Annotated in this window: 22 protein-coding genes and 2 pseudogenes; 8 read left to right on the top strand and 16 right to left on the bottom strand. The window is 57.3% G+C overall.

The annotated features are described in order from the left end of the window. Window positions 1-36: 36 nt before the first annotated feature. From J5278_RS20095 to J5278_RS20125, 7 genes are read right to left on the bottom strand one after another with little or no spacing between them, the layout of a single operon-like run. Entirely contained in the window at window positions 37-1,452 is a 1,416-nt protein-coding gene (locus J5278_RS20095; protein WP_374108321.1) for a mannitol dehydrogenase family protein, read from the bottom strand. Then, on the bottom strand, window positions 1,452-2,648 hold the full coding sequence (gene uxuA / locus J5278_RS20100; protein ID WP_209186041.1) for a mannonate dehydratase: 1,197 nt from the start codon (window positions 2,646-2,648) through the stop codon (window positions 1,452-1,454). Before uxuA ends, J5278_RS20095 begins: the two co-directional genes overlap by 1 nt. Further along, window positions 2,645-3,412 carry a cyclase family protein gene (locus tag J5278_RS20105; RefSeq protein WP_209186040.1) on the bottom strand — a complete coding sequence of 256 codons (768 nt, stop codon included), beginning with the start codon at window positions 3,410-3,412 and terminating at the stop codon, window positions 2,645-2,647. Before J5278_RS20105 ends, uxuA begins: the two co-directional genes overlap by 4 nt. 1 nt (window position 3,413) lies before the next feature. After that, a complete protein-coding gene (locus tag J5278_RS20110; RefSeq protein WP_307877481.1) occupies window positions 3,414-4,349 on the bottom strand; it encodes an ABC transporter permease in 936 nt (311 codons plus the stop codon). Next, window positions 4,349-5,314 carry an ABC transporter permease gene (locus J5278_RS20115; protein ID WP_247749313.1) on the bottom strand — a complete coding sequence of 322 codons (966 nt, stop codon included), beginning with the start codon at window positions 5,312-5,314 and terminating at the stop codon, window positions 4,349-4,351. The genes J5278_RS20110 and J5278_RS20115 overlap by 1 nt, the downstream gene beginning before the upstream one ends. Further along, a complete protein-coding gene (locus J5278_RS20120) occupies window positions 5,307-6,782 on the bottom strand; it encodes a sugar ABC transporter ATP-binding protein (protein WP_209186038.1) in 1,476 nt (491 codons plus the stop codon). The genes J5278_RS20115 and J5278_RS20120 overlap by 8 nt, the downstream gene beginning before the upstream one ends. Window positions 6,783-6,792: 10 nt before the next feature. Further along, window positions 6,793-7,878 (bottom strand): ABC transporter substrate-binding protein, encoded by a 1,086-nt coding sequence (locus J5278_RS20125; protein ID WP_209186037.1) that lies wholly within the window; start codon window positions 7,876-7,878, stop codon window positions 6,793-6,795. Window positions 7,879-8,152: 274 nt separating this feature from the next. Here J5278_RS20125 and J5278_RS20130 point away from each other — a divergent pair, with 274 nt between their 5' ends. Together J5278_RS20130 and J5278_RS20135 are read left to right on the top strand one after the other, a co-directional pair. Beyond that, window positions 8,153-8,896: a GntR family transcriptional regulator gene (locus J5278_RS20130; RefSeq protein ID WP_209186036.1), complete on the top strand. Its 744-nt coding sequence runs from the start codon at window positions 8,153-8,155 to the stop codon at window positions 8,894-8,896. A 211-nt stretch (window positions 8,897-9,107) separates the two neighbouring features. Next, window positions 9,108-9,275: pseudogene (locus tag J5278_RS20135) on the top strand (integrase core domain-containing protein); the annotation flags it as partial. Between the two features lie 207 nt (window positions 9,276-9,482). On the opposite strand, the gene J5278_RS20140 reads toward J5278_RS20135, so the two are convergent. The 4 genes and pseudogenes from J5278_RS20140 to J5278_RS20155 form a co-directional block, all read right to left on the bottom strand. Beyond that, window positions 9,483-10,001, bottom strand: a complete 519-nt coding sequence (locus tag J5278_RS20140) for a virulence factor (protein ID WP_247749312.1) — start codon at window positions 9,999-10,001, stop codon at window positions 9,483-9,485. Between the two features lie 323 nt (window positions 10,002-10,324). After that, window positions 10,325-11,119: an IS21-like element helper ATPase IstB gene (gene istB / locus J5278_RS20145; protein ID WP_167130286.1), complete on the bottom strand. Its 795-nt coding sequence runs from the start codon at window positions 11,117-11,119 to the stop codon at window positions 10,325-10,327. Further along, window positions 11,109-12,629, bottom strand: a complete 1,521-nt coding sequence (gene istA, locus J5278_RS20150; protein ID WP_209187055.1) for an IS21 family transposase — start codon at window positions 12,627-12,629, stop codon at window positions 11,109-11,111. The genes istB (J5278_RS20145) and istA (J5278_RS20150) overlap by 11 nt, the downstream gene beginning before the upstream one ends. A 114-nt stretch (window positions 12,630-12,743) precedes the next feature. Continuing rightward, window positions 12,744-12,947 (bottom strand): annotated as a pseudogene (locus J5278_RS20155) (IS21 family transposase); the annotation flags it as partial. 149 nt (window positions 12,948-13,096) lie between these two features. Here J5278_RS20155 and J5278_RS20160 point away from each other — a divergent pair. The 3 genes from J5278_RS20160 to J5278_RS20170 are packed head-to-tail and all read left to right on the top strand — an operon-like array spanning window position 13,097 to window position 16,285. Next, window positions 13,097-14,323 carry a tyrosine-type recombinase/integrase gene (locus tag J5278_RS20160; RefSeq protein ID WP_111218331.1) on the top strand — a complete coding sequence of 409 codons (1,227 nt, stop codon included), beginning with the start codon at window positions 13,097-13,099 and terminating at the stop codon, window positions 14,321-14,323. Beyond that, window positions 14,320-15,264 carry a tyrosine-type recombinase/integrase gene (locus J5278_RS20165; protein ID WP_111218329.1) on the top strand — a complete coding sequence of 315 codons (945 nt, stop codon included), beginning with the start codon at window positions 14,320-14,322 and terminating at the stop codon, window positions 15,262-15,264. Before J5278_RS20160 ends, J5278_RS20165 begins: the two co-directional genes overlap by 4 nt. After that, the gene (locus J5278_RS20170; protein ID WP_219258897.1) at window positions 15,254-16,285 is read left to right on the top strand and encodes a tyrosine-type recombinase/integrase; all 1,032 of its coding nucleotides are present in this window, start codon (window positions 15,254-15,256) and stop codon (window positions 16,283-16,285) included. The genes J5278_RS20165 and J5278_RS20170 overlap by 11 nt, the downstream gene beginning before the upstream one ends. Here the strand turns inward: J5278_RS20170 and istB (J5278_RS20175) are convergent. The 3 genes from istB (J5278_RS20175) to J5278_RS20185 form a co-directional block, all read right to left on the bottom strand. Further along, window positions 16,200-16,976, bottom strand: a complete 777-nt coding sequence (istB, locus tag J5278_RS20175; protein ID WP_111221724.1) for an IS21-like element helper ATPase IstB — start codon at window positions 16,974-16,976, stop codon at window positions 16,200-16,202. The genes J5278_RS20170 and istB (J5278_RS20175) overlap by 86 nt on opposite strands. Window positions 16,977-16,987: 11 nt before the next feature. Then, complete coding sequence (gene istA, locus J5278_RS20180) at window positions 16,988-18,541, bottom strand: IS21 family transposase (protein ID WP_111221723.1); 1,554 nt, start codon at window positions 18,539-18,541, stop codon at window positions 16,988-16,990. 366 nt (window positions 18,542-18,907) lie between these two features. Further along, window positions 18,908-19,321 (bottom strand): helix-turn-helix domain-containing protein, encoded by a 414-nt coding sequence (locus J5278_RS20185; protein ID WP_219258898.1) that lies wholly within the window; start codon window positions 19,319-19,321, stop codon window positions 18,908-18,910. 281 nt (window positions 19,322-19,602) lie between these two features. On the opposite strand from J5278_RS20185, the gene J5278_RS20190 reads away from it, so the two are divergent. From J5278_RS20190 to J5278_RS31055, 3 genes are all read left to right on the top strand, one after another. Then, a complete protein-coding gene (locus J5278_RS20190; protein ID WP_209187049.1) occupies window positions 19,603-20,172 on the top strand; it encodes a hypothetical protein in 570 nt (189 codons plus the stop codon). Beyond that, window positions 20,169-20,882, top strand: a complete 714-nt coding sequence (locus J5278_RS20195; protein ID WP_209187048.1) for a nucleotidyl transferase AbiEii/AbiGii toxin family protein — start codon at window positions 20,169-20,171, stop codon at window positions 20,880-20,882. Before J5278_RS20190 ends, J5278_RS20195 begins: the two co-directional genes overlap by 4 nt. 482 nt (window positions 20,883-21,364) lie before the next feature. Further along, a complete protein-coding gene (locus J5278_RS31055) occupies window positions 21,365-21,613 on the top strand; it encodes a hypothetical protein (protein ID WP_244615422.1) in 249 nt (82 codons plus the stop codon). A gap of 152 nt (window positions 21,614-21,765) precedes the next feature. Here J5278_RS31055 and J5278_RS20205 read toward each other — a convergent pair whose 3' ends face one another. Beyond that, a complete protein-coding gene (locus tag J5278_RS20205; protein WP_209186980.1) occupies window positions 21,766-22,194 on the bottom strand; it encodes a hypothetical protein in 429 nt (142 codons plus the stop codon). A 259-nt stretch (window positions 22,195-22,453) separates the two neighbouring features. Continuing rightward, on the bottom strand, window positions 22,454-22,987 hold the full coding sequence (locus J5278_RS20210) for a hypothetical protein (protein ID WP_209186979.1): 534 nt from the start codon (window positions 22,985-22,987) through the stop codon (window positions 22,454-22,456). Window positions 22,988-23,209 lie beyond the last annotated feature (222 nt).

A 23,209-nucleotide genomic window follows, 5' to 3' on the forward strand; every position in this document is an offset into this window, starting at 1 on the left:
CAGCCCTCCGTGGGGTGGTCTTTTGAAGAGCAGTGCTCAGACCGATTGAATGGATTTCAGATGCCGGTCGACGCTGGCTCGCCACGCAGTATCAATCATGAGCGTAGGCGGAAACAGCCCAGGGATATCGAAGAAAGCCACGGAACCGTCATTGCGTAGCGCGCTGTCTTGGGCCGCTTTTCGCAGCTCGTCGGCACGGGGGTCATCAACATTTTCCGTCGTCAGCACGTAGGCGATCCATAATGCCGTAGCATAGGCGAATGCGTCGGCATCCTTCCCGGCTGCTAGCGCCTCTAATGCTGGAGCGAAGATCCGCTGCGGCAATTTCTGAGTACCGTCCATGGCGATCTGCGCCGTCCGATGGGCGATAGCCGGATTGGCAAATCGGGCGACCAATTGCTCGATATATGCGTCAAGATCGATGCCGGGCACCGGATCGAGCGTCGGCAGCGCTGCCTGCATATGATGGCGAACGATTTGCTGATAATCGGCCACGGCCATGACATCGCGAACAAATTCCAGGCCGTGTAACTGGCCTAAATAGGCAATGAGCGAATGCGAGCCGTTGAGAAGCCTGAGCTTCATCTTCTCATAAGGTTCGACTGCGTCAACGAAGAGAGCGCCGCCTGCCTCCCAAGCGGGCCGCCCGGTGACAAAGCTGTCTTCGATCACCCATTGCGTAAATGGCTCGGTCTCAAGAGCCAGTGCATCCGCTGCTCCGATGATGCCAGCTGCACGTTCGCGGACTGCATCTGTTGCGGCGGGCACGATCCGATCCACCATGCTTGACGGGAAGCGGCCTTCCGTCTCGATCCACTGGCCGAGCTCAGGATCGCGGTGAGATGCCATTTCGATCACAAGACGACGAACGACATGCCCATTGCCCGGTAGATTGTCACAGCATAGTACCGTGAATGGCGCATGGCCAAGCGCACGTCTGCGTGCGAGGCCTTCGACGATGAAACCTATTGCTCCAACAGGGTTGTGCGGGTCTGCCATATCATGGGCCACCGCCGCGTGGTCGGCATGGAGGCCACCGGTTTTTGGATCTATCCCGTAGGCCTTTTCGCTGACTGTCAAGGTAACGATCCTGATGGCAGGATCTGCGAGGCAGGAGAGGAGCGCTTCCCGATCTTCTGTCGCCGCGATTGCCCTGACTGTTGAACCGACGATCCGCGCGCTATCTCCCAAACGGTCACGCGTGACGACAGTATGCAGGCAATCTTGCGCGGTCAGGGCATGAACGATGTCTGTCGACCGGAGACTTGCTCCGACGATGCCCCAGTCACCGAACTCATGCGTGAGCGCATCGTCGGTATAGACCGCCTGATGGGCACGATGGAAGGCGCCGATACCGAGGTGAACGATACCCGGTTTTAGCGAGGATCTGTCGTAGCCGGGTGCCTGGACGCCCTCCGGCAGGATTGTCTGTGCATTCAATCGCTGCATGATCAAGCCAGTCCATAAGTCGCATGCGACAGGGTTCGCTCGATGCCGCGAAGCTCCGCAAGCCCCTTCAGCCGACCGATGGCCGGATAGCCCGGCTGCGCGCCGCGCGTCAGATCGTCAAGGATTTCCTGGCCATGGTCCGGTCGCATGAAAATCTGGTGATCTGCGTGGCCCTCAGTCCTGCGGCGATTTTCTTCAGCGACGATAGCAGCGATAACCGCCACCATGTCGGTATTGCCCTCCAGATGTTCGTCCTCAAAGAACGAGCATGGCGTGGTCTCATCTTCCCGTCGGACGTTGCGCAGATGTACGAAGTGGATGCGCGGTGCAAGGCGCCTGACCATGGCCGGAAGATCATTATCGGCGCGCACGCCAAGCGAGCCGGTGCAGAACGTCACGCCGTTTGCGGGACTGTCGACGGCGCCGAGCACCTCGACATAATCCGCTTCCGTCGACAGTATACGCGGCAATCCTAGCAGCGGCCATGGCGGATCATCCCCATGGGCACACAGACGCATCCCGAGCTCTTCGGCAACAGGAACCACCTCCGACAGGAAGGTAATCAGGTTGGCGCGCAGGGTCTTCGCATCGATCGATGCGTAGCGCGCGAGTGCCTCGCGCAACTCGCCGATGCTGTAGCCGTCGGAAGACCCTGGAAGCCCAGCTCCAATATTGCGAGAAAGCGCGTCCTTTTTCTCATCGGACATGGCTCGGTATCGCTCTTCGGCTTGTGCGATCACATTTGGCGGGTAGTCCGCGTTAGCTGCGGGTCGCTGAAGAACATGGATATCAAACGCCACGAAGTCGATCAGGTCGAAACGCATCGCCCGTGCTCCGCTCGGTGTTTCCCAGCGAAGATCTGTCCGTGTCCAGTCGAGGACTGGCATGAAGTTGTAGCAGACAGTGAAAATGCCGGCGCCTGCCAAGACGCGCAGGCTTTCCTTCCAGGCCTCAACATGGGCTTTCCAATCGCCCGACATCGTCTTGATGCTTTCGGATATCGGAATACTTTCCACGAGTTCCCATTCCAGACCACCGGCCCGGATCTCGCTTTGTCTTTTGGCGACGTCCTCAGCCGTCCATGCCGTTCCGGTCGGCACATGGTGAAGTGCGCTGACGATACCCTGAGCCCCCGCCTGGGCCGCGTCGCGAACACTTACCTTGTCGATGGGGCCGAACCAGCGCCATGTATGTCTCATTCCTTACCTCTCGTATTCATGTCTGCGTGCAAAGCACCCGAAGCGCCTCGATGGGATGCCATTTCGATTTCGACGAGTGCCACTGCTCTGGCGGGAGATCCGGAGCCGCCCGCGATCGGCAATGGCAGGGCCACCAGAAAGCAGTAGGGCGGCAATTGTCCGAGATTGGCAAAGTTTTCACCAATGAGAATGTTTCCGCCAAGGAGGATATTGTGGGCGGGGAAATTCGAGCTGCCATAACAATCAATCGAAAGGCAGTCCGAGCCGACGATACGAACGCTTTTCTCCTGCAAAAACTCGCTGGCACCCTGCGACAGGCCTGGCCAATCCTTGAGAAAGCAATCCTGTTGGGAGGCATCATTCCAGTAGCGGTCCCAACCGAAATGGAAGAACACCGCATCTCCTGCCTCGATCGGACCGTAAAGGTCCTCGAACTCCAGGATCCGATCGATAGTTACGGCTTCGCAAGGGGCACAATGTTTCGCGTCGATGGTCGCCATGCGGCCAAAGAATTGCTCAAGGGAAATTTCTGCGATCGACTGGTCGCCCTTTATAAAATGCAAAGGCGCATCGAAATGCGTGCCGGAATGTTCGCTCAGGCAAAGCGAGTGGTTACAGGCGACGTCGCCGTTATCGTAGCTCTCAATGACCTCCTGGCAAAATGCTGGGTGGGTTGGCCAGACCGGCATGCCTTCCTTTAATGGATGCGTGAGATCGATGAACCTGAAGCGGTCTCGCCTGAAAAGAGCGGTAAGATTGTCCATGTCAGGCAACCCGCGGTCGGGGCGCGATCGCCACGATGAGGATGATCAATGCACCGGTCAGCACGAAACGTACGCCCGCCTGCATCTGGAAGGTGTTCAGCATTGTCGCCATCAGATTGAAGAAAAGCGCGGCACCCCAGATGCCGACTGCATTCGCCTGACCACCCGCGACGCTGGTGCCTCCAAGCACCACGACGGCAATGGATTCCAGAAGGTAGACATCACCCATGTTCAGCGCTGCACCGCCGGAAAAGCCGGACAGCAGGAACCCCGCGAGACCACCGGCAACGCCGCAAAGGCTGTAGGCAATTAGCCGAACACGCCCCGCCGATATGCCTGCCAGCCGCGCTGCCGGCTCGCTTTGGCCAACGGCCAGAAGACGGCGACCCCATATGCCGTGCGAAAGGACAAGCATGGTGACAATGGTCAAGAGCATGACCGCGAAAGGCATGAATGGAATGCCCCCAACGCGCCATTGTGTGAACGCAGACAACATGGCCGGCGGCTTCAGCGTCGCCTCTCCGCCAAGGTTGAAGGCGAAGGACTGAAACACGAAACTCCACGCCAGCGTCGCTATAATTGGCGGCAGCCGCAGCAATGTGATGGCAAGGAAATTGAGCATCCCCGCGACCGCGCCCACAGCAATTGCTGCAAGCAAACCAGCCAGGATCATGCCGTCCTGGGCCTTCATTACGGTCATGGACACATAGGCCGCAAGCGTCAGCACCGATGGTACCGACAGATCGATATTACCCGGCCCCGATGCAATGACCAGCATCTGGCCGGTTCCTACCAGCACACTGAAGGCGCCGAAGGTAAGGGCAGCGGTCAGGGTGGCCTCGGCACTGCCAAAGCCAGCATAGGCGGTGGTGGCAATCCACATCATCAGCGCAACAATGAAGCCGTAGGTCCACGGTGCAAGAGTAAGACGCGACATCATGATTTTTCCTCCGACAGGAGGACACGCCCGGCCAGCACGAGAAACAGGATTCCGCCCTGCGCGCCGATCTGCCAGGTTGGCGGCACCTGCAGGAAGCTCAACAGAGACCCGGCAAGGGAGAGCGTCAGTGCGCCGATGACCGTTCCGACCGGCGAGACGACGCCGCCGTTGAACGAACCGCCGCCAAGAATGACGGCGCCGACCCCAAGCAGCGTATACGCCGGCGCTACGTTGGGATCACCTGAAGTCGTCAGACCAGTCAACGTCACACCGGCAAGGCATGCAAGCACGCCGGCTGCTGCGTACACCAACACACGGATACGAATGGTTGACCAACCTGCCCGTTCGATCGAACGCGGATTGGCGCCAGCACCGCGAAGAACCGCTCCATAGGAGGACCGGGTAATGATCAAGTGGCCCACCGCAGCGGCGACGACGGCTAACAAGATCGGCAACGGAATGAACGGTGGACGCCAGTTCATGAAGCCCGACAGCCATGCTGGCACCGAACCGCCCGGCGAGGGCAATATGATAATGGCGATGCCGAGCCAGATGAACGACATGCCAAGCGTGACGATGATCGACGGCAGCTGGCGAAGATGGATGAGCAGGCCGATGCCGGCATAGGCGACGATCGTCACCAGATAAAGGAGAACCGCCAACACCGGATGGGCGTTGAGGTTGAGTGCGGTAATACATGTGATCAGCCCGACGAAGGCGCCATTGGACAGATCGATATCACCCAGCATGATGATCAGCATCTGGGCAAGCGCTGCAAAGACCAGCGGCGTCGCCAGCTTGAAAAGCAGCGTGAAGCCAAAATAGCTCATGGCGGACGGCCTTATCCAGAAGATGATCGCAAGCATGAGAACAAGCGTGACTGCTGGCAGACCAACCTGCAGCGCCGCGGTCAACCACGCGGGACGGCCAACCGACTGAGGTCGGGTCATCACATCAACCATTTGCACCTCCAAACGAAGCTTCCAGGATTCGGGCATGACCAATGTCAGCGCCGTCTATCTCCTCTACGGCCCTGCCTTCGCGGAATACGTAGAGCCTGTCGCAATTATTAAGTTCCTCCATCTCGGTCGTGTACCAGACGAAGGTTCGGCCCCGCTCGGCTTCGCTGCGGATCAATTGATAGACCTCCTGCTTGGTGCCGACATCGACGCCGCGCATTGGGTCATCGAGAAAAATAACGCTGGCGTCGGAGGCGAGCGCGCGTGCGAAAAGCACCTTCTGTTGATTGCCGCCGCTCAAGGACAGGATCGGCGTATCGATGGATGGCGCCTTCACCTTGAGCCGTGCCGACCACTTTCCCGCCAGATCTTTTGCTCCTGCGCTCGATACGAAACCGTATTTCTGCAGGGCATTGAGACTGCGGATGGTAAGATTATCGGCGATCGACCATAGACCGAAGACACCTTCCAGCCCGCGATCGCCCGCGACATAGGCTGCGCGGATCTTGCCGCTCTTTTCGATCGCCGTGAAGATAGCACGTAATCTCTCTCGCTGGCCGTGGCCATCGAGGCCGGCAAAACCGATGATCTCGCCGGCGGCTGCCCGAATCGGGCGGTCAGCGGCATCGATACCGCCGTGATCGATCTGCCGCTCGCCGAAGCTGCGGGAGGTCTGACCTTCTCTGTGCCCGTTTGCCGCCTCGATACTGCCCATCATCTCGACCAGGTTGGAGCGTGACAGACCCTTCGTGGAGCATTCAGCGACAATCTTGCCGTCGACCATGACGACAGCGCGATTGCAGACCGAAATGATTTCGTTCAGCCGATGCGTGATAAGAATACAGGCGATACCCTTTGAGGCTGCCTTGCGGATAAAGGCCAGGAGCTGCTCTGTGGCCTGATGCCCGAGCGACGATGTCGGCTCGTCAAGGATAACGCAGCGGACAGGGATATCCGTTTCCGTGAAGGCTCGGGCAATTTCCACCATCTGCCGAAAGCCGATCGAAAGCTCCGAGATCTTCGCATTTGGATCAATGCCGTGGCCGGGAAAGATTTCATCAAGCGACCTCGCGATCAGATCTCGCGCGCGGCCGCGCCAGCCAAAACCCCGCAGCTGACGGTGGACAATGCGCGTGTTCTCGGCAGCAGAAAGGTTGGCGCAAAGTGACAGCTCCTGAAATATGCAGCGCAGACCTCCTGACTGGGCTCGCCCTGCGCTCCATATTTCAACGTCTTCTCCGCCATAGCGGAAACTGCCTGCCGTGCGCTGGACTGCGCCCGACAGGACATTCATCAGTGTCGACTTGCCGGCGCCGTTGTGACCGACCAAGCCAACCACCTCGCCGGAGCGTAGCTGAAAATCCACACCACCGAGTGCGTGAACGGCGCCGTAGCTCTTACGAATATCGCGAACATCGATCAGCGCTTCTGCTGCAGCCTGCGCCGACGAGGAGGTTGCAAGGTCATTCATATGTCAATTCTCACTTCGGTGCTGGAACAGCCGGAAGAGCAGTCTTGTTGACGTTGGCATCAATAATCTTTGCCACGAGATCCTGCGGGTACTGCGCGTTGACCACGCCACCTTCCGGAACCGTCTTCAACCATGCGTCGAGATCGGGCTGATTGATCTGCAGCAAAGGCACCTCGACGAATTTCGGCACCTTTTTTCCCGCCAGGATCTGCTGGACGACCCAGAATGCCACCTGTGAAACCGATGGCGTTGCGCCAAGTGAGAAGGTCTCGTAGCCCGACGCATCATGCTCCTGCTTCCACAGCGCCAGTTCATCCTGGCGATTTCCCATGATGATGATCGGCAGATCACGCTTCGCCGCCTTGAAAGCCTGAGCCGCGCCATAACCATCGCCGCCCTGGGTCAGGACTGCATCGACCTTCGGCAGAGATGGCAGGATGCCGGAGACTTCCTTCTGGGCGACCGTGGACGTCCACTGCCCATAGACTTCGCCAACGCTTTTGTAGGTCGGATGCTCGGCCAGTGCCTTGACGACGCCGTCATGCAGGCGCTTATCGAAGCCATCGCCAGCCATGCCACGGATCTCGAGGATATTCGCCGGCTTGTCGCCCTGCTTTGCCTTGATGAAATCAAGCTCTGCCTTGGCATAGGAATTAAGGTTGTAGTCAACCACGTAGGCGCAAGGCTCGGTTACGCCGCTGGCGAAAGCAACGACAACGATACCCGCATCGCATGCATCCTTGATCGCGCCGTTGAGTGCTGTATCCGAACCGGCCAGAACGATGATTGCGTCATACCCTTGCAGGATCAGGTTCTGGATCTGAGAGGCCTGTTCGGTAACCGAGTTGTTGGCGCTAACAACCGCCGTATCGCCGATCTTGCCGTCGACCTTCGCCTTTGCGCCCATGTCCTGGAAGCTTTTGATCATCACCTGGCGAAACGAATTGCCGGCATAGGAATTGCTGAACGCGATTTTCTTGCCGCTAGTGTCCCCGGCGGCAATGCCCTCGTCGGCGCGGGCGGTTGCAGTTATGGCTGTACTTGTCAGCAACGCCAGGCAAAGCGCGGCGGCTGTTCTCTTGTAGACGGTTCTCATCAGTGCTCTCTCCTCCAGCTTCCTATTCAAAGGCCCCGCTCCTGTCGCGACCCTCGGGTCGGCGGCGGATCGTTCGACGGCTATTCGTCGCCTCGTTAGCTGATATTCGCCGAAGCGAGTATCTCCCGAAACTCTGCTGTCGACAGGTCCGCCTGTCTCTCCCCAGGCTTAAGATACAAGCTGCCATGGTAGTATGTCAACGTCTGTGATAGACTGCTTCGTCAAGATATGCGATTTGCGGAGATGCGACGACTATCGCTGAAAAGGGGGCGTAATGGCAGACAGACACTGGATCGACGAAAGGGCTGGCAAGAAGGGCGCAACCCCATCTGGAAACGACGTTTTAGAAGCGATTAATATCCGCCAGCCCATCGCTCCTCAGGTTTATGAGCGTCTTCGGCGAGCTATTACGACGCTTGCGATGCTGCCTTCGGAGGCGCTGAGCGAAAAAGATCTCTCCCTGCAGCTCGGCGTCAGCCGAACACCTGTTCGTGAAGCATTGATCCGGCTTGCGGATGAGGGATTAATTGACATTTTGCCGCAGCGTGGGAGTTTCGTGGCGCCGATCCGTATCCACGATGTCGAGGAAGCCCAGTTCATCCGGGAATCGCTTGAGGTTGCGGTCGTTAAGAGGTTGGCGGGACGCTGTTCGACGCAGTTCCTGACCGACATCAAAGCCAATCTTTCCCGGCAGGAATTGGCAGTGGCTCAGGACGACGGGGACCTGTTTTTAGAGCTTGATGAGGCCTTTCACAGGGGCTTTTGCGAGGAGGCCGGCCTCTCGAAGAGCTGGCGTGTTATCCAGACAGTGAAACTGCAAATGGATCGAGTCCGTTACCTCAGCCTCCCCGATCCCGCCCATTTGAAGACACTATTGGAACAGCACTGGAAGATCGTCCACGCGATCGAGGACGGGGATCGGGAGTTGGCGAGTAACGCCATGTCGGCGCACCTGCAGGAAGTACTTCGCACCGCGCAGCGGTTAAGCGTTCAGCGAGCCGAGCTGATTGAGCGCTGAAGAAGATATTCCCGAGACTTCAACAAAAAGCGAGATCCAGACTCTCTCACCTTGAAGAGATGCGAACTGCCGACCCCGCGCAGAAGTTAAAATCAATCGAGTTAAGCGTAACGCCCGTTTATGGAACTCCAGGCGCTCGTGATAATTAAAATTGTGATTGAGTCCATAAGTGAGGCTCACGTTTCCGGCGACGGCGATTGTCATCCGCAATTACACGGAAGTCTACCTCCACGCCTACAAGACTGTGTCCGAGGCCAGCGCTCGCATCGGTCGATATCTGAACTTCTACAACAGCCGCCGCCCACATTCTTCCCTTGACCGGCAGACACCGGATCAGGCCTACTTCAACGCGCTGGCACCAATGATGGTGGGGGCATAATCGAGGCGGAAATCCACTTAGCGATACGCCCGAAACTGTTCAGACAAACCGAGCCACCTCTCTTATGAAGATTGCCATGCCCACCAAAAAACAAGGTAAGCTACGACAACTAGGTGTTCCGAACTTGACAGATAGCATTGTTCAACGACAGTGCATTTGTCTTTGTCTGGGTCTGGAGTTTCAGGTCAAGGATGGGAGACACAAAGCTCATTTGTTAAGACCCATCTTAAGACCTGAGGTGATATGTTCAGCAAGTCTATGGTAATTTCCACCGAAATGATGGCCGCCAGGCATGTCAATAACCGTTATTCCTGCGCTCCGCAGATCCGGACAGGCATTGTCGTGGTCATCGTACTTGCCGTTAACGCATTGGATTATCTCCGGTCTGATCGACCCGATATCATCTACAGGGTTGCCACCCTTGCCGTCCGTTTTAAACCCAAGCCATCCCCTGAGGGTGATCACGTAGTCGACCTTGTGCGACAGGGACAGGAGTGAAATTGCTTTGACCTTTGCTTTTTGCGCTGGCCTCAGTCTGTTGTAGCTCGCGGGCATCACGTCTGCGCCAAAGGAGTAACCGACAAGAACAACATGCTTCACGTTCAGATACTTGGTATAGTAATCGATGATGAGGCCAAGATCCCTCGCTGTCCTCTGAGCTGTGCGACCTGACCAAAAATATTTGAGGGAATCCAGACCGACGACCGGAATACCTGCGTTTCGCAAACTTATTCCTACCTGGTCGTCGATTTCTTGCCACCCACCATCACCTGAATAAAAATGGCGAGAGCATTCAGCGTTGGTTTACCATTGATTACGTGGATCGGAAGATCTGGCTGCCCAGTTTCACTGACAGATCGCCGGGTAAGGGGTCCGTATTGTCGCGCATTTACCGGCTCTCCCGTGATTGTAAGGATGGCAGTCAAAGCAGGTGCAATTTTCAAAAACATCTTCAAGATCGCTTTCAAGATAGCGTTTGTTGGTTTTCACGCGGAACTGAGCCGGTTTTTCCACCGAGAAGTGAGCCACCTCTGAGTATGGTTTTCTGATCAGGGTTTGGTCAAGGGGTTGGCTTTTTCTCCTTTCTTCTGCGCTGCTGCAGCCGAGCTGGCCTTGAAGCGGAAGCTGTCATTTCCTGTTTCCAGGATATGGCAACGGTGGGTCAGACGGTCGAGCAGAGCCGTGGTCATCTTGGCGTCGCCGAAGACTGTTGCCCATTCGCTGAAGCTGAGGTTGGTGGTGATGATGACGCTGGTGCGTTCGTAGAGCTTGCTCAACAGGTGGAAGAGCAGCGCTCCGCCTGAGGCGCTGAACGGCAGGTATCCCAACTCGTCCAGGATGAGCAGATCGAGGCGCACCAGGGTCTCCGCGATCTGGCCCGCCTTGCCCTTGGCCTTCTCCTGCTCGAGAGCATTGACCAGTTCGATGGTCGAGAAGAAGCGGACCTTTCGGCGATGATGCTCGATCGCTTGGATTCCAAGACCGGTCGCAACATGCGTTTTTCCAGTGCCAGGGCCACCGATTAGGACAACGTTCTGCGCCCCATCCATATACTCGCATCGGTGCAGTTGGCGCACGGTGGCCTCGTTGATCTCGCTGGCAGCGAAGTCGAAGCCGGAGATGTCTTTGTACGCAGGAAAGCGAGCGGCCTTCATATGATAGGCGATGGAGCGGACCTCGCGCTCGGCCATCTCGGCCTTCAGCAACTGTGACAGGATGGGCACGGCCGCATCAAAGGCAGGAGCCCCTTGCTCGATAAGGTCTGTAACGGCTTGGGCCATGCCATACATCTTCAGGCTCCGTAGCATGATGACGACGGCAGCACTTGCGGGGTCATGACGCATGGCGACCCCCTACGATCCTGGCGCGTAGGCCATCATAGCGTTCGACATTGGCCTCGGGTTCACGCACCAAGGTCAGCGCCTGTGGCGTATCGATGTCGGGACCATCGATTGTCTTGCCGTCGATCAGCCGATGCAGCAGGTTCAGCACATGCGTCTTGGTCGCCACCCCCGCATCCAGGGCCAGTTCCACAGCCCTGAGGACGACCTGTTCGTCGTGATGAAGGACAAGGGCCAGAATATCGGCCATCTCACGATCACCGCCGGGGCGGCGAAGCATCTGATCTTGCAACTGTCTGAAGGCCACCGGCAGTTCCAGAAAGGGTGCACCGTTGCGCAGGGCACCGGGTTTGCGCTGGATGACGGCAAGGTAATGTCGCCAGTCGTAAATCGTTCGCGGCGGCTTGTCGTGGCTGCGCTCAATGACGCGCTCATGCTCGCATAGGATATTGCCCTCGGCCGCAACGACTAGTCTCTCGGGATAGATTCGCAGGCTGACGGGCCGGTTCGCAAACGATGCTGGCACGCTGTAACGATTCCGCTCGAAGGTGATCAGGCATGTCGGCGAGACGCGCTTGCTCTGCTCGACGAAGCCATCAAACATGGCGGGGAGCGACATCAATGCTGCCCGCTCATCAGCCCAGACATCCGCGATCGTGCCGGGTAAGGTGCCGTGCGCTGTGTCGCGCCACAGGTCCTGGCAATGCTGTTCCAGCCAGGCATTCAATGCCGCCAGATCCGGAAAGTCCGGCATCTGTTGCCACAGCCGCGGTCGGGCATCCTGGACATTCTTCTCGACCTGACCCTTCTCCCAACCCGCGGCGGGATTGCAGAACTCGGGCGCAAAGACGTAGTGGTTCGTCATCGCGAGGAAACGGATATTGACCTGCCGTTCCTTGCCACGACCGACACGATCGACCGCTGTCTTCATGTTATCGTAAATGCCGCGGCCAGGCACGCCGCCGAACACACGGAACCCGTGCCAGTGGGCGTCGAAGAGCATCTCGTGCGTTTGCAGTAGATAGGCCCTGACCAGAAATGCCCGGCTGTGTGATAGTTTGATATGGGCGACCTGCAGCTTCGTGCGCTCGCCGCCTATCACGGCATAATCTTCGCTCCAATCGAATTGGAACGCTTCGCCTGGGCGGAAAGACAGAGGAATGAATATGCCGCGGCCCGCTGTCTGCTGCTCAGTCCGCCAGTCACGGGCGAACGCGGCAACCCGACCATAGGAGCCGGTAAATCCGAGAGCCATCAGATCGGCATGAAGCTGCTTCAAGGTTCGGCGCTGCTTGCGCGACCTCCCGGCCTCGGTCTTCAGCCAGCCAGATAGTTTATCGGCAAAAGGATCAAGCTTGCTCGGTCGTTCCGGTACCGTGAACGTCGGCTCAATCGTGCCCGCATTCAAATACTTCGCGATCGTGTTGCGTGACAACCCGGTGCGCCGGCTGATCTCCCGGATCGACTGCTTCTCACGCAGCGCCATCCGACGGATGATGTTTAAAAGTCCCATGTGGATCACTCCGTTGCCCCCGTCGCTCGCCGCGTTGGGGGAAGGTTCACATGGCTCAATTCTCAATGGAAATTATGCGCCTAACCGGCTCAGTTCTGCGTGGAAACCAACACATGTGGCCTCGGCGTAGGTGTAGCTCGACGCGCCGAGCACGCCGAGGAACAGTTCCGCCTCGCGGATCTCACCCGTCTTGCGATCAACGATCGGCACCTTCTTGCCGGAATAATCCACGAAGACTTTGTCGCCGGCGACGTGTTCCTGGCGCATCGTCGGTGAAAGGCACTTCTCAAAGCCACGGAACAGCTCGCAAAAACGGCTAATATGTTTCGCATAACATATTAGCCGTTATGTTGCGGCCAAATTTATGTAGTGGAAGGCCTCTCTTGCTCAAGCGCCTCGGTGTCGTGGGGGGCTTGACGCAACATAACTCGATGACTGGGTAGCAAGCTTTCCAATGGAGGTTTGCTATGGATCATACGACTGATGCCGGCCGCTCGGCGGCCCACTATCATGATGACGCGCCGTTTGCCGAAGAGCGGAACCGTTATCTTCGCCACTGCGCGGAACGCGGTGCCACTCACGCTTCTCTCAAAATCAAACGCAACGAGCTGTTGTGGATTGCCCCGCGCCTCGGTCCGAATGCTCCTTCGGAGGGCATCGACATCGAGGTCCTCCGACAGATTGCGATTGAGAGGCAACAGGCGCACGGAGCGCTCACGGCCGCCCGAAGAGTGGTCGATATCGGACGTCCTTGGCTTCGATTTCTTGGTTGGTGGCGAGAACCGAGTACCGGATTCGAGTATCAGGGGCAACTCGAAGAGTATGTGAGATGGATGCGCGATGAGCGCGGCTTCACACCATCGACGCTTGAGCAATGGATCCGTGTGATCGGCAGGTTCCTGCGCTGGTGCGATCAGACGAACCGGCAACTCGGAGATCTTCAGGCGGTCGACATCGACGCTTATTTTGTGTCCCAGGCAACGGGACGATGGTCCCGTGTGTCGGTCGCCACCACTGCTTCTGCTCTGCGGGTATTTCTGCGCTATGCCGGAAAGCGGGGATTATGCGCAAACAACCTGGCCGGATCGATCGATCGTCCCCGGCTTTACCGAGAGGAGTCGCTGCCGTACGCCCCGAACTGGTCAGACGTGCAGCGCATGTTGGCCGATGCCGACACCGACAAGCCGCGGGACATTCGCGATCGTGCAATCCTGCTGCTGCTTGCGGTCTATGGAATGCGGAGCGGCGAGATAGTTGCATTGCGCCTCGATCGGATCGACTGGGCCGGTGGGACCCTAGGGCTTTTCCGTCTGAAGCGCCGCCAGCCGCAGATCTATCCTCTCGTTTCGTCTGTTGCTGAGGCGCTTGCCCGCTACATCGACACGGTTCGGCCGTCGTCGTCGCACCCGGAAGTCTTCCTATGCATGCAAGCGCCCCGTCGGCCGTTGAAGGCGGGAAGCATCTATGATGTCGCGAACCGCAGATTTGTCGCGCTTGGAATCGAAGCGGCCCATCGCGGGGGGCACGCACTGCGGCATGCCTGCGCCTCTCGGCTTCTTGCCGAAGGTCTGTCGATAAAGGAGATCGGGGACCATCTGGGGCACCGCAGCGCGGCGACGACCAGTATCTACGCCAAGGTGAACTTGGCAGCCCTTCGCGAGGTTGGTGCATTCGACTTGGGAGCGCTGCAATGATGCTGTCCAATGTTGTCGACGCGTATCTGGCCAAGCAGCGGTCATTGGGCATGCGTTTCGAGTCCGCCGAGGTGCTGTTGCGCAGATTCTGCCGCGTGATGGGCAATCCCGAGATCAGCGAGATTACCCCGGAGGCGGTAGCCGCGTTTCTCCAAGGCAGCGGATCGCTCAGCGCCACCTGGATGCTGCGTTACAGGGTGTTGAGCGGTCTTTACCGCTTCGCCGTCAGCCGCGACTATCCGGCGTTCTCGCCACTGCCGACATCATTGCCGAAGCTGCCGCCGCAACAGACGCCGTACGTCTATTCGACGGAAGAGCTGCGCCGGCTGCTGGACGCGACCTCTATCCTGAAGCTTGGGCACAGTCCTCAGGTGCCGGCAATGTATCGCACCCTTCTCCTGCTGCTTTACGGTAGCGGTATGCGCATCGGCGAGGCGCTTCGCTTGGTCTTGCAAGACGTGGACCTGACCGAGCAGATCATCACTGTCCGCGACACGAAGTTCTTCAAAACGCGTCTCGTGCCGATCGGACCAAAGCTCAACTACGAGCTGTCTGCGCATATCGAACGCCGGCGCCTTCTCCCTTTGCCGCGTGGGGAACAATCACCGTTGTTCACTACGCGCGATGGCCGGCCGTGGCACTACGTGCGGGTTATTTCCTGGTTCCAGCATGTCCGTCGAGCCGCCGGAATCAGTTGCCCTATCGGGGAGCTTCGGCCGCCACGACTGCACGATATTCGTCACACCGCCGCCGTGCACCGGGTGGTCGCCTGGTATCGCTCCGGTCAAGACGTGCAAAGGTTGCTTCCGCAACTCGCAACCTACCTTGGCCATATCGATATACGTTCGACCCAGCGCTATTTGCACATGACGCCCGATCTCCTCGATGCAGCCAGCCAGCGCTTTGCGCAATATGCAATGGGGGCCGACCATGAAGGATGAGAACCTCCTTGGTCCGTGGATCCGTCGTTTCCTGTTGGAGCATCTGGTCGCCGAACGCAATCTTTCCCGCAACACCCAAGCCAGCTACCGCGACACACTTAAACTGCTGTTGCCGTTTGCGAGTGAGAAAGGAAGTTGCGCCATCGAACGTATGACAGTGGAGGAGTTGACGCCGGCAGTCGTCCGCAAATTCCTGGACCATCTAGAACGTGATCGCCGATGCAGCGAGGCAACCCGTAACCAACGGCTGGCGACCATTCATTCGCTGGCACGCTTCGTCGGCATGCGATCACCGGTTCATCTGGCGTGGTGTTCCGAGATAAGGGCAATACCATTCAAAAAGACAGCGAAGGCCGCAATCGGGTATCTCGAGAAGGCCGAGATGGATGCGCTTCTCGGTCAACCTGACAGGCGTACGCCTATCGGCGCGCGTGATCATGCTCTGTTGCTATTCCTGTACAACAGCGGTGCTCGCGCGGATGAGGCCGCAAAATTGACGATTGGCAATCTTCAGTTGGGCACGTCTCCGTCAGTCCGCCTTCACGGCAAAGGAAACAAGACACGAATTTGCCCATTGTGGCCAGCGACGGCGATATCGCTGGCTCGACTCATTGCCGATCGGGATAGGAGCGATGCGGTCTTTCTGGGTCGGACGAAGGAGCCTCTGACGAGGTTCGGAATACACCGCGTCGTGACGCAATACGCTGCCACGGCGAGCAAAACCGTGCCGACATTGGCCACGAAGCGCATCAGCCCCCATACGATCCGGCACACGACAGCTGTCCATCTCCTGCGAGCAGGCGTCGATATCAACACGATCCGCGCTTGGCTGCGGATTTCGCTAAATCGGGACAGCGGTTTCAGCAAGTCGCGGACAAGCGTTTCGCTAAGTCGCGGACAACGGATGCGATCGAATCCCGGTTGCCTTGTTGCTGTTACGCGTGATTGTGTTCGGTTATTTCGTCGCCGGTCAAGAGCGTCGGCGTTTTTCGTTTGCGCATGCTGTCGCCTTCGAGAGTGATGCGGTGGGCGTTGTGAACAATGCGATCCAAAATCGCATCGGCCAAAGTGGCTTCTCCAATCATTTCGTGCCAGGCGGCCACCGGAAGCTGAGCTGTGATCAGGGTCGATTTCCTTCGATATCGCTCCTCGAAGATTTCGAGCAAATCGAGGCGCTGTCGGTCATTCAGGGTATGGGTTCCCCAGTCATCCAACACCAGCAACTGAACACGTGCCAGCTTGTCGATGAGGCGCGGAAAGCGTCCATCGAGCCTGGCAAGTGCGAGATCCTCGAAGAGCCGCGGCATACGAACGTAGAGGACAGAGTAGTCGAGGCGGGCCGCCTGTCTCGCAAAGGCGCAGGCGATCCAAGTTTTTCCAGTGCCCGTTTGGCCTGTCAGGATCAGGTTCTCGTTTGCCTTCAGCCATGCGCCCTGCGCCAAGGACAAGACATTGCGACGATCAAGGCCGCGGTGAGATCTAAAATCGATGTCTTCGATCGAGGCATTGGCAAATCGAAGCTTTGCTGTGGCGAGCCGATTGGTCAGCCGTCGGTCGGTTCGTAGTGCGATCTCGCGGTCGAGCATCAGGCCAAGCCGTTCGTCAAAGCTAAGATCATTTCCATGAACTTGCTCGATAAGTTCGCGATAGGCGGTTGCCATTCCGGCAAGACCAAGCGCACTCATCTGGTCCAGTGTTGGATGTGTCAGCATTAGATGTCCTTTCATTGGTAGTAGGTTTTGCCGCGGATATTGCCGTGCGGCGGTGCCGGCTTCACGGTCTCGCTTGCGGCAGGAGCCTGATCGAGACCAGATCTGAGAATGTTGGCGACAGACGAATAGGTCAGCGCATTGATGACCAACGCACGCTCACAGGCCAATTCCAGCCGATCGGTTTCGTAACGACGCGCCAGGGAGAGAATGCCCTGAGCGGATCTGTAGCCTTGCTCCGGGTGCGGCCGATCGCTAAGCAGACGCTCGATAAATATCGCAGTATTGGCCCCAACCTTCGCCGCTTCCTTGCGCAACGTGTGAGGCGTCGTGTTTGCATAGCGCTGGTGAGCTTTCGGCATATGCTCATTGACAGTGATATGGCCGGAACGCTGGGAGCTTCGGATGTGGCTGGCGACCCGCTTGTGGTCAAAGAAGATCTCGACCGCTCGATACGTCAGCCTGATATCGACCTTCCTGCCGATCAGACCGTGCGGCACGGAATAGAACGTCTTGTCGACGTCGACATGGTAATCGGGATGAACCTTGGCGACCTTCCATTCCGCGTATTCAAACGGCGTTGGCGGCAGTGGCTTGAGCTGGGAGCGCTCGACCTCATCGAACAGGGCTCGCCGGGATTTTCCATACCGACGCATCGTACGGGTGTTAAGGTCCTCGATCAGAGCGCTGATGCGGATATTGAGATCGACAAGGCTGAAGAAACGGTCGTTTCGAAGTCTGGCCAGAACCCACCTCTCGACGATTAAAACCGATCCCTCCGCGGATGGTTTATCCCGAGGACGCCGCGGCCGTGCTGGCAATACGGTCGTATCGTAGTGTTCGGCGAAGGCAGCAAATGTCGCGTTCAACGTCGGTTCGAACCAGAGAGCCTTGGCAATCGCGGATTTGAGGTTGTCGCAGATCGTTGTCTTCGTCACCCCACCGAAGTAACTGAAGGCTCGCTGGTTCGCCTCGATCCAATCCGGCAGCTTCTGACTGAAGCTGGCATAGGAGAACACCAATTGCGATGCACTCAGCACGGCCACATAAATCTGTGCTGCCCGGATCTCGCCAGAAGACGGATCGATGATCGGGATCGTATGGCCGGCATAGTCGCATTCCATCGCGACACCAGCCACATGACGACTGCGATAGGTGGGTTTGGCGCGGCTCTCATAATCAGCAAATCGGCAGCAGAACCAGGTGTAGCCGTATCCATCCGGATGGACCTCCCGGTATTCCTGCCATAGCAGGTTGAGCGTCACGCCTTTGCGTTTCAACTCGCTGGCCACTTTCGGCCAGTTCGGTTCCTCGCTGTCTCGAGGAGGTCGCCCCATCCGCCGGAATAGTCGCTGCTCCAGGAGCTCGTCATCATCCAGACCGGGTGGAAGTGGCCATGCTGCAAGCCCCGCCTCCCGCGCCCGCAGCAGATACGTTGAGACCGACGTCTTGCTCATCTTCAGCCGCTCAGAAACGGCGCGTATCGACAATTCCTGCTCGAACGTCAGCCGCAGTATCGATCGAATGTCTTTCACATCAGTATGTCTCGCTTGCTTCCGTCTAGGCATTAGATCCTCGCTTAAAACACGAGAACAAATTGCCAGATCGGCGCTCACGAGATTCGATCTAAATCCGCTGTCCCTTCTGTCCGCGACTTACTGAATTTGCTGTCCCGAACTTTCTGAATTCGGTGTCCGCGACTTACTGAAATCTTTGTCCGGGACTTTGTGAAACCCGCACTTGGCTGGGCCATGTGTCGTTGGATACCACGCACATCTACGCCGAGGTGGATCTCGAGATGAAGGCCAAGGCGTTGGAAAAGGTTGATATCAGCGGCTTGAGAAGCACCCCACGGCAGCGATCCCTGCCGTCATTGATGGCATTCCTGAAAGCATTGTAGGCAACTATCTTATGTGACGGCTTGGGCCAAGGAATCACCGAAATCCTTGGCTCATTCCCTGCTGCCGCAACATAAATTTGGCCGCAACATAACGGCTATATCCATACCCATCTGGATGAATGCTGCGGTATTCTTCCCAAAGGATAAGCAGCGTAACGCCTGGCTTCTTCAGCTCTATTGAAAGCGGGCCCCAATCGGGCTCTTGGCGCAATCGCTGGCCCTGCTTGACGCCGGGGTGGACGAAAAGCTTGGCCTCAAGGACATCGTCTGTCAGGTCGCTGGCGAGCGGCCAACTCAGCCCTGCCATCGCAGCCCGCTTCAAATTGTCCTGCACGGTGCTGCGAGCAATGCCAAGTATCACCGCGATCTCGCGGCTACTCGTTCCGCTACCCGCAAGCCGCAGCATTTGTCGAATGTGTCGCATGGTCAGCTTTCTTTTTGCAGGCATTAAATTCCCCTCGTGGATATCGAAGGGACACATGCCAAGGTTGCTGACCCAGGGGAACTTAAGTGCCGGAAACTGGCCGGTTATTGATTGGAATGGTGGCCGGCTTCAAATCGGAACGGTGGCCGGTCAATGATTGGAATGGCGGCCGGCTTCAGAACGGAATCCGCACTACATCGAGCTCTTTGCTCCAAACGATTAATCTAAGGCGCGATGTCCACAGATTGACAGGACCGATTGCTTCAGGCTAACTGTCCTCAGTCCTAGGACAGAGGACACTGTTTATGAAGAGCCAAGATATCGTCGTTTTGTTAAAGCTGGTAAGCCTGCAAGACCAGGAACTCACCAAGGGCATCGATCGGTTGCGATCGGAATCCGTGGGGGGAGACCCGTATTCCGTTCGGAACCTAGAGGCGCTACTAGGTATCAGCAAGACCGAAATAGGGCAGTCCATTAAGCGCAGTGTCGCGTCAGGCATCGCGCGAAAAGACAATAGCAAGAACGAGCCTAGGCCAAGCCGCAGGAACCTGTTCGGCTTCATTACCACCGGGCTAAAGTTCGTCTTCCCCGCTCAAGTTGGGCCGATGCAGCGCGGCATACCGACCGCCTTCGCCGCACCTATGCTCACGGAACTTCTGATCAGCGGCGGGACGTACAACTACGTTTGGCCCTATGCCAACGGAAGGGAGATGGGGCAGGCGGTGGAGCCGCTCTTCAAGACCGTGCCGGACGCAGTCCTGAAGGACGACGCACTCTATGAGTACCTCGCGTTGGTCGATGCGATCCGCCTCGGGAACCAGCGGGAAGTTGGTCTCGCGACCGACCACCTCAAGTCAAGGATTATGAGCAAATGACAGCGATCCGCGCCCAACTGCTGGAAATGATGAAAGCCGTTGCCTCGGCCCTTGGCGACGACCTCCGCTCGCGCCTGGTCTTCGTCGGCGGATGCACGACCGCGCTATTCATCACTGATCCGGTCACGCTTGAGGATGTGCGTGCCACTGACGACATCGACCTAATCGTTGACTTGGCAGGCCTTCCCGCCTGGGCACAGCTCCAGGAAGAGCTTCGACACCGGGGCTTCATGGAGGCAGCTGACGAGGCGGTGATCTGCCGCATGCGTCTCGGCAAGCTCACGGTCGACTTCATGCCGGATGATCCGGCTATCCTCGGATTCGGAAATCGATGGTACGCGAGTGGAATCGAGACGGCACAGCACTACCAGCTCTCGGAAGACCTTGCGATCCGGATCCTGACGCCGCCAATGTTTCTTGCGACAAAGCTCGAGGCCTATGCCGGAAGGGGAAACGGCGACTTGATCATGAGTCGTGACGCGGAGGACATCCTCCTGATTATCGACGGCAGGGAGGAGCTCCTAGCCGAGGTCACGGCGGCCGACAACGAGGTTCGAAATTTCATCGCCGGACAGTTTCGTGCGCTCCTCGATCAAGGTGACTTCGACGATTTTCTCGATGGCAATATCCGCGGGCCCGCCGGTCGTGTAGAAATCGTCCGGGACAGGTTTGTCTCGATAAGCCATTGTGCGGATGGCCCCGCACAATGAAAATCAAGGCCCGATGGTTGAGCCAAAAAGGAACACGCACCGACGACAATCGCGACCATGCGGGGATCACGGGGAGACATGGTGAACTCCTTGCTATCGTGGCTGATGGCGCCACGAACGGCTCAACAACGGGGGATATGCACGGGCAATCGTCGAAGCTGTCGTCGACTGGTTTCCAGGAACCGACGAGGCGTGGGGCCACGAGCTCATGCAAGCCAAGCTTCGGGAGATTCATCAAGCCCTTCGCAAATCGTTTCCAAGGGGTTCCGCCAGAATTATCTTCTTTCACGTGAGGGACAGACACAGGCTCCTTGACGGTTCTCCACTCAGGAGATTGCCTTCTTGGCAGGCACGACGGCCAGGTACACTGGCAAGTCACGCCACATACCCTCGCAAACGCCTTGGCGGACATGCCTCTCGATGCGATCGCAAAATCCCCTACGAGGCACCTTCTCACCCAGAGTTTTCGTTCCAGGAAGTTCATGGTCACAGACGTCCTCGCAGAAGAGAAGGTCAGCGGCACGTTTTTTCTTGCCGCCGATGGCTTCTGGGCGGAATTGACGGAGAGCGAGCAGGAAGTTCTTCTTGGCGGCGGCCAATCAGCTGCTCCAGAGAGAGATGATGGCAGCGTGCTACGATTATGGCTTTCCACCGAGGAGCCGACCGAAATCTTGCTGGACGATCGTGGATCGACGAATTTTTATGTGCGGACTCCAGGGCCCCGGAAATAACCCATAAGCATAGATATCCGGCATCTTTCGCCGCCCATCAATGCCCGACGTCAGTTCCAGCGCCTTGAAAGGATCGGAACTTTTGACCACTCACGCATCAAACGTTTTTCCAACCAAATCAATGAATTGCACCGTAACGCCCATTTATGGAACTATTTGTTGACAGTGCTAGGCGGACTAGCTGTCGACATTGCCTTTTGCCTCGCAAATTCGTCGGCTCCTCTTTTGTACAGTCCTACCAATTGTCGACAAATATCGTCCACCGACCTATGTTGCTCGACAGCGATGTCTGCAATGTTTTTCACTATACCGCGACCCGATATCAAGCCAGCTCTTCCCGTCGACTCAGCCTCGTCTCCTTTGGATGAACCTATTAGGTCGTCGTATATGTTGGCTGACATCCGCAGAAATTCCAATGCACCATCTTCGGAGATCCCTCGGTCCTTGCAGAATTCCAGCACTCCCAGCATGTTTCGGGTCTCTTTGTGCGTCACCTGCATTTCATGCGGCATTTGCCGTTGGGCGATAGCCGATGTCACGCTAATGCAACTGAATGCCACGGCAAGCATGATTTGTTTCATTTGAGATTCTCCATGAGAGGCCCCGATCGACTATTGCCTTTGGCTTGCGGAAGCGGGTCGAATCGCGGCTCCGGCGTCTCCCTAGTCACGCTCAGTTGAGACAAGACTCCGTGGAGCCGGTGATTCTCATCGCAGCGTTTAACCTGTAGCGCTGATGACTACCTCATACGCGAACTGCTGTATTGTTCGCAATGCATGCAAGTGCATGGGCGGGACTAAAGCGAGATCCTTACAATTTCGGCCTCGCCTTAACTTTGGTTTAAAGCGGAGAGCTGAACATATTATAGCCGTGGTAATCGAACGCGAATCCGAAATTGATAGTCTTCCAGTTTTCGACAGTTGTATATGATACGCTGTTGGCATGAAGCTTATCCGCAAGCGGATATCGCGAATGGATGACGGCCGCAAACTGCTTTTCGATTGTACTGTCATCGGCCATGTCCGGACGGCGACGGTCTCGCACCGTGCACAGTCCCTTCGGATTAATGCCGACGATGAGCGATTGGTCGTCAGTGGCGCCTTCGGAATACATGTATTTCCCCGACAGCCAACTCGAACCTTCTTTCGTTTGAAATTTCTTTACACCGTATCGCGCCGCTGCGGCATAGCTCTCGGTGTAGGGTGCCTTATGAGCAAAACAGATATCCCGAAATGCGGCAACTCCGCGATCAATCGCAACTGGACCGTTTGGCTTTGCGGCGGTGATATCAGACTTGTCGTTCGATGTTGTACACGCCGCCAACGCCGATCCGAACACTAGAATGATCAGCGATTTTCTTCCGTTAATGCTCATTTTGCAGTCACCTTCACTCGTCTGCCGAGTCTATGACATGAGGTTTAGTCTCATGCAACCATGCCCCATGGTTGACGTCATCGTGACTAGGCATGGGAGCCGATAGGGGGGCCTGTCACTACTCCGATTGAGACTGAAGGACTGGCTTCGACGCTGAGACGGCAGCGTCAGAGCTGGCTCGGGAAATCTGCACAGCTAGAGTAAGTGGAATTTCTGCCTGAC

The organism is Rhizobium sp. B21/90, assembly GCF_019355815.1.
Lineage (GTDB): Bacteria > Pseudomonadota > Alphaproteobacteria > Rhizobiales > Rhizobiaceae > Rhizobium > Rhizobium rhododendri.

Coding starts and splice junctions, on each gene's coding strand:
- uxuA (WP_209186041.1), bottom strand. CDS start 2,648: ATGAGACATACATGGCGCTGGTTCGGCCCCATCGACAAGGTAAGTGTT.
- J5278_RS20105 (WP_209186040.1), bottom strand. CDS start 3,412: ATGGACAATCTTACCGCTCTTTTCAGGCGAGACCGCTTCAGGTTCATC.
- J5278_RS20110 (WP_307877481.1), bottom strand. CDS start 4,349: ATGTCGCGTCTTACTCTTGCACCGTGGACCTACGGCTTCATTGTTGCG.
- J5278_RS20115 (WP_247749313.1), bottom strand. CDS start 5,314: ATGGTTGATGTGATGACCCGACCTCAGTCGGTTGGCCGTCCCGCGTGG.
- J5278_RS20120 (WP_209186038.1), bottom strand. CDS start 6,782: ATGAATGACCTTGCAACCTCCTCGTCGGCGCAGGCTGCAGCAGAAGCG.
- J5278_RS20125 (WP_209186037.1), bottom strand. CDS start 7,878: ATGAGAACCGTCTACAAGAGAACAGCCGCCGCGCTTTGCCTGGCGTTG.
- J5278_RS20130 (WP_209186036.1), top strand. CDS start 8,153: ATGGCAGACAGACACTGGATCGACGAAAGGGCTGGCAAGAAGGGCGCA.
- istB (WP_167130286.1), bottom strand. CDS start 11,119: ATGCGTCATGACCCCGCAAGTGCTGCCGTCGTCATCATGCTACGGAGC.
- istA (WP_209187055.1), bottom strand. CDS start 12,629: ATGGGACTTTTAAACATCATCCGTCGGATGGCGCTGCGTGAGAAGCAG.
- J5278_RS20160 (WP_111218331.1), top strand. CDS start 13,097: ATGGATCATACGACTGATGCCGGCCGCTCGGCGGCCCACTATCATGAT.
- J5278_RS20165 (WP_111218329.1), top strand. CDS start 14,320: ATGATGCTGTCCAATGTTGTCGACGCGTATCTGGCCAAGCAGCGGTCA.
- J5278_RS20170 (WP_219258897.1), top strand. CDS start 15,254: ATGAAGGATGAGAACCTCCTTGGTCCGTGGATCCGTCGTTTCCTGTTG.
- istB (WP_111221724.1), bottom strand. CDS start 16,976: ATGCTGACACATCCAACACTGGACCAGATGAGTGCGCTTGGTCTTGCC.
- istA (WP_111221723.1), bottom strand. CDS start 18,541: ATGCCTAGACGGAAGCAAGCGAGACATACTGATGTGAAAGACATTCGA.
- J5278_RS20185 (WP_219258898.1), bottom strand. CDS start 19,321: ATGCCTGCAAAAAGAAAGCTGACCATGCGACACATTCGACAAATGCTG.
- J5278_RS20190 (WP_209187049.1), top strand. CDS start 19,603: ATGAAGAGCCAAGATATCGTCGTTTTGTTAAAGCTGGTAAGCCTGCAA.
- J5278_RS20195 (WP_209187048.1), top strand. CDS start 20,169: ATGACAGCGATCCGCGCCCAACTGCTGGAAATGATGAAAGCCGTTGCC.
- J5278_RS31055 (WP_244615422.1), top strand. CDS start 21,365: ATGGTCACAGACGTCCTCGCAGAAGAGAAGGTCAGCGGCACGTTTTTT.
- J5278_RS20205 (WP_209186980.1), bottom strand. CDS start 22,194: ATGAAACAAATCATGCTTGCCGTGGCATTCAGTTGCATTAGCGTGACA.
- J5278_RS20210 (WP_209186979.1), bottom strand. CDS start 22,987: ATGAGCATTAACGGAAGAAAATCGCTGATCATTCTAGTGTTCGGATCG.